The organism is Streptomyces sp. H27-H1 (assembly GCF_026627445.1).
Classification (GTDB): Bacteria; Actinomycetota; Actinomycetes; order Streptomycetales; family Streptomycetaceae; genus Streptomyces.
In genome coordinates this window covers 1-5,473 of record NZ_JAPNLJ010000075.1, presented here as the reverse complement: position 1 = coordinate 5,473, position 5,473 = coordinate 1, and the positions used below count along the sequence as shown (strand labels likewise).

At 71.5% G+C, this 5,473-nt stretch carries 4 protein-coding genes; all 4 read left to right on the top strand.

Annotation, left to right across the window (positions count from 1 at the left end; translation table 11 throughout):
• Window positions 1-174 precede the first annotated feature (174 nt).
• A complete protein-coding gene (locus tag OTB20_RS39200) occupies window positions 175-1,350 on the top strand; it encodes a hypothetical protein (RefSeq protein ID WP_267824696.1) in 1,176 nt (391 codons plus the stop codon).
• Window positions 1,351-1,558: 208 nt separating this feature from the next.
• Entirely contained in the window at window positions 1,559-2,191 is a 633-nt protein-coding gene (locus OTB20_RS39195; RefSeq protein WP_267824695.1) for an NUDIX domain-containing protein, read from the top strand.
• A gap of 137 nt (window positions 2,192-2,328) precedes the next feature.
• Window positions 2,329-4,206 (top strand): ABC transporter ATP-binding protein, encoded by a 1,878-nt coding sequence (locus OTB20_RS39190; RefSeq protein WP_267824716.1) that lies wholly within the window; start codon window positions 2,329-2,331, stop codon window positions 4,204-4,206.
• 113 nt (window positions 4,207-4,319) lie between these two features.
• Window positions 4,320-5,171, top strand: coding sequence for a 5'-3' exonuclease (locus OTB20_RS39185; RefSeq protein WP_267824694.1), 852 nt, complete (start codon window positions 4,320-4,322; stop codon window positions 5,169-5,171).
• The last annotated feature ends 302 nt before the right edge of the window (window positions 5,172-5,473 follow it).

Sequence of the window (5,473 nt, the reverse complement as noted above, 5' to 3'; positions counted from 1 at the left end):
TGGTGTTGTTCAGCAGCGGCGGCACGGGGGCGGCCGGTCCGCCGCCGATGACGGCGGCCGCGAGGGCTCCGGCGGCGAGGCGGGCGCCCGGGCGCTTGGCGCGGGGGGGGCCCGGCGGGGGGGGGGGCGGCCACCACACCAACCCCCGTCGCCGCCGAGCCCCTGGAGATGTTCATGGACCCGCACGGCCCCATAGCCCGGCGCTTCCCCCTCATCGCCCGTTTCCGCCCGGCCTGCCTCCCCCTGCCCGAGCGCGTCCAGAGCCTTGTCGCCCTGGCGGAGACCGCCGAACACACCGGCAACCAAGGGCTGGCCTCAGCCGTCTTCAACCAGGCCGCCCTCATCGCCGCCGACACCGGCCTGCCCCAGCTCGCCCGCACCATGTGCCACCAGCACGCCGCCGCCTACCTCCACGCCTGCCCGCTGCCCGCGATGACCGCGATCCGCGCCCTGGAACCCCTCGTCAACCTCGCCCGCTTGCAGATCCGAGCCGGCCGCGAAGACGACGGCCGCACCCGCCTCATGCGCCTCTACAACACGGCCCGCACCACCGATACAGCACAGTTCGACGGCATCACCGTGCCCGCCCACCTCACCGAGGGCCCCGACGCCCGCAGGGAGGTCCAGGCGTGGCTGTGGCGGGTCCTGCTCGCCGACGGGACCCGCACCCTGACCACCACCGGCCGCTGGGCCGAAGCCCTGGCCCACCTGACCGCTCACCACGGCATCGGCCGGCGGATGCTCGACGGCCGCCAAGTCGCCGTCCTCGCCGCCCTCGTCCAGGACGACAAGAAGACCGCTGCTGCCCTCCTCACCGACACCGAACCCGGCCAGCCCTGGGAACAGGCCGTCACCGCCAGCCTCGCCGCCCTGCACCGTCAGAGCGCCCGCCGGCCCGCCGCCCGCCACCTCGACGAGCTGGCCACCACCTACCTCGACCACGAGGCAGGGCACGGCACGACCGTCTTCGACATCCGCCTCGGGCTGACCGTCCTGGACATCCTCACCACCGCATGCCATCGGGCCTGCCCCGCTGTAGCCAGAGACCTCCACCGGCGCACCGTCCGCGCACGTGACGGATACGCGGCCCGCGAGACCCTCGCCCACCCCCTGTTCGCGGCTCTCCTCACCGACACCCAGATACAGGACTGCCGAAACCTCCTCGCGGTCTGCTCCCTGGCCGCAAACACCCTGCCGCCCGAACTACATACCGCGCTCACCGACGCCCTCCAGCGCAGTGAGGCCGTCATCCGTGCCAGCCTCCCCCAGCCGAACCCGGCGCCCCAACTCCCGCCCGCCACGGCGCCCGTCCCGCCCAGACGCCTGAACCGGGCCCCGGCAGAGCCGTGAAGGGGCCGCGCAAGACCCTGATCGAGTGCCACGCGCCAACCGACCACTCGAACGGATGAGTTCAAACCCGCGCGCCCCCGACGCTGCTGCTCTTCACACCGAATCCGGATCTGCGTTCGAAATTTCCACCCTGTCGCGTCCGTGACGACACCCCGTGGTGGGGGGTTGTTCGAGCATCGATCGGTTCCACGTCAACCAGGGAGGACTCATGACCGCCGCTCCCAGCCCACGCTCACCCGTCCCGTTCGAATCCGCTGGGCCCGGCTACCGGCCGCTCACCACGGTGGCGCTCCTCGCCCTGCGCGCGGACGGGCGGGTGGCACTCGTCCGCCGCGCCAAGGACCGCAGGCACCACGCCCAGGGCGAGCTGGACCTGGTGGGCGGGCGGCTTGAGCCCTCGGAGTGGCTGGAAGAGGCCGCCTGCCGACAGGCCGCCCAGATGCTGGGCATTCAGGTCGGGACGCACGACGTCGAGCTCAGCGGCATCGTGCACCACCGCGACGAAGCCGGTGCGGGCCGGGTGTGCATCGTCTTCTCCACCCAGCGATGGGCGGGTGCCCCGTACAACGCCGCCGCCTGCCGGTACAGCGAGGTGGTGTGGGCGGATCCGGGCGGCCCTCCGGCCGACTGCCGGCCCCTGACCCACACCGTCCTCAACAGCTACGTCGCGGGCACCCTTTACACCGCCTTCGCACTCCCTGCGGGCGGGACGGAAGAAGACCGGCGCGTCCGGCCGCCGAGAGCGGAACCTGGGCCGCAGCTTGAGGACCGGGGGCATGGATCGGGGGCGGTCCGCGAAGCGATCACCAGCAAGCGAACCGAGACGTGGGGGATGAAGTGAGCAAGAAGGTCAAGAGGCGGACCCGTGAGGCGGCGGTGGTCTCGGAGTCGGAACAGCTCCTGTTCGGTGGGGAGCTGGCCTACGACGTCGGGTGGGACCGCCACGAGGGCAACTGGCTGAAACTGGGCCTGTGGAGGATGGCCAAGGGGTTACCCGCCATGATCGGCACCGGGCTCCGGCTCGCGCACGCCGCCGACGCCCGGGCCCTGCGCGTGGTCCTGGGATCCGAGGTCGGCCGGGGCATCACCCAGGCCATCGGTCTGGTCGCCGTCAACAGCGTCCTGGTCCACATCCTGGCCGCCGGCACGACCAACGAGCGCCTGACGCGGGCCGTGCCCGCACTCATCGTCGTCGCGGTCACGGCGCTGCTGGGCTCGCTGCTGCGGTCGGCGTCCACCGCCGCGACCGGGGAGCTGGAGCCCAAGGTCCAGCGGGTCGCGACCGAGCGGTACCTGGGCCTGGTGCATCGGGTGGAACTCGCGGCGATCGAGGACGACGAGTTCCACCGACTGCTGGACGCCGCACGCTACGGCGCCGACTCGGCCCGACGCATGATCGGCTACTGCACCAGCACCCTGAACTCCGGAATCTCCCTGATCGCCGCGGCCGGCGTCCTCACCGTCCTGCACCCCGCGCTGATGCCCCTGCTGGTCCTGATGACGCTGCCGAGCGCGTGGGGATCCCTGACCGTCTCCAAGCAGCGCTACGTCTCCTTCCACGTCTTCGTCCAGCACGCCCGCGCAAGCCACCTGCTCGGCCAGCTCCTCACCCAGCGCGAAGCGGCCGCCGAGGTCCGCGTCCACGAAGTCGGCCCGTTCCTGCTGACCCACTTCCGGGAGATGGCCCAGTCCAGCGAGCGCGAACAGACCCGCCTCGCCCGCAGCGCCGCCCGGATCGGGCTCATCGCCGATGCCGCGACCGGCATCGCGACTCTCCTGACCTACGGTGCGCTCGGCCTGCTCCTGTGGAGCGGACGCATGGACCTCGCGGTCGCCGGTACCGCGGTCCTGGCCATCCGTACCGGAACCTCCAGCCTGAGCAGCCTGGTCCTGCGCACCTCCGATCTCCATCAGGAGTCCTTGTTCGTCACGGATTTCAACAGGCTTTGCGACGAGGCGAAGGCACGGGCGATCCCGGAGAGCGGCGAGGACCTGCCGGAGAAGGTGCGCGAGATCCGCTTCGAGAACGTTACGTTCACCTACCCGGGCAGCGACGGCCAGAGCCCGGAGCCGAGCCTGCGCAAGGTGTCCCTGTCCTTCCCGATGGGCAAGGTCATCGCACTCTGCGGGGCGAACGGCTCGGGCAAGACCACCCTGGTCAAACTGCTCGCAGGGCTGCATCTCCCCGACCAGGACGAGGGCGGAGGCACGATCTGGTGGGACGGAGTCGATGCGTCCAAGGCCGACCGCAACCAGATCTTCAACCGGATCGCCCTGATGACCCAGTCGTTCTTCAGGTGGCCCTTTACAGCCCGGGTCAACATCGGCGTCGGCCGCCCCACCGCGCCGATCGACGACCTCGAGGTCGAGGCCGCCGCGGCGTTCTCCGGCGCCGACCGCTTCATCGCCGGCCTGCCCCGTGGCCTCGGCACCCTCCTCGGTCGCGGATTCAAGGGCGGCCAGGAAGCCTCCGGCGGGGAATGGCAGACCATCGGGATCTCACGCGCCTGGTACAAACAGGCCGAGATCCTGGTCGTGGACGAACCGACCAGTGCCCTGGACGCGGAGGCTGAGCAGCGAGTTTTTGACCAGATTCAGGCGCTCGCCGCGACCGGTCAGACGGTCGTCTTCATCACCCACCGCCTCCACTCGGTCCGGCACGCGGACCTTATCCACGTCATGAAGGACGGCCGGCTCGCCGAGTCGGGCACCTTCGACGAGCTCATGGACGAGACGCGCGGAGCCAATACCGGCGAGTTCCGCCGTGCCTACCTGATCCAGGCCGCGGCGTTCTCCGACACCGTCCCCGGCCCGCGCACGGCTGCCGCGGACACTGGAGTGGAGAAGCCCGTATGACCGGCACATCACGGGGCTCAGCCCCCTGGGGTGCCGCCATCCTGCAAGGCTGCCCGGACCGGGATGCCCGCGAGCCGCGGTTGCAGGCACCTGGAATGCCGGGAGGCGCCACCATGCCCACCCCCGCGACGATGCCGCTGCTCCTCGTCGACGGCCACCACCTCCTCTACCGCGCCCACTTCGGTTTCCCCAAGCGGTTCGAGGCGCTCGACGGCACGGACGCCACCGGCGCCTTCGGGTTCGTCGCCCTGCTGCGCAAGCACCACCTTGAGCTGTGCGCCGGCCACGAGGTGATCGTGGTCTTCGACGCCGAGGACGGCGCCGCCGCGCGGGCGCGGGCCGACGCTGGGTACAAGGCGAACCGGCCGGGCGCCGACCACAGTCCCATTCAGGCGCTGGCACCGCTCAAGCGGATGCTGGACCTGGCCCAGGTACCGTGGGTGGAGGCTCCCGGTGCCGAGGGCGACGACGTCCTGGCCTCCCTCGCAGGACGTGCCGTCGCAGACGGGCGGCCCGTGGTGGTGCTCTCCGGGGACCGCGACCTCTATGGCCTCCTAACCGGGCCGGGCGTGCGGATCCTCAGCCCACAGGCACCGCCGGAACGGCAGTTCGTCACCGCGGACACCGTTGTGGAGCGCTACGGCGTCACGCCGGGCCAGTGGGCGGACTTCCGCGCCTTGACCGGCGACCCGGCGGACAACCTGCCCGGCGTGCCCGGGATCGGACCAGTGACAGCGGCCCGGCTCCTGGCCGGAGGCCGCGAGCTTGAGGATCTCCCCCTCACCGCTCCGGGCCGGCTGGCGAAGCCCCTGGCCCGCACCCGCGCCTGCTGGGACGACGTGATGCGCTGGCGGTCCCTGCACCTCCTCAACACCGGCCTCACCTGCCACGCCCCGCTCACCGGCACGGCCACCGGCGAACTCCCGGCCCCGGCCAACCTGATGAAGGCGGCCAGCCTGTGGTGACGGCCCCGCTCGACGCGAGCGTCCCCTCACCCCAGGGGGGTTCCCGATGACCGCAGCTCCCGCCGGGTCCGCAGCGACCCCCTCGCTGTGGCGGCACCGCGACTTCCGGCGGTACCTGGTCGGACAGACCGCCAGCGTCGTCGGCAGCTCGATCTCCTCGATGGCGCTGCCCGTGCTAGGTCCTGTCTGGAGTCCGGATCGCGAGTTCGGTAGATCGCCTGCGCGTGGAGGCCCGGTCTTGATAGGCCATCAGTCATGGCGCGAGGCGATCTCACCGACGAGCAGTGGACTCTGATCGAGCC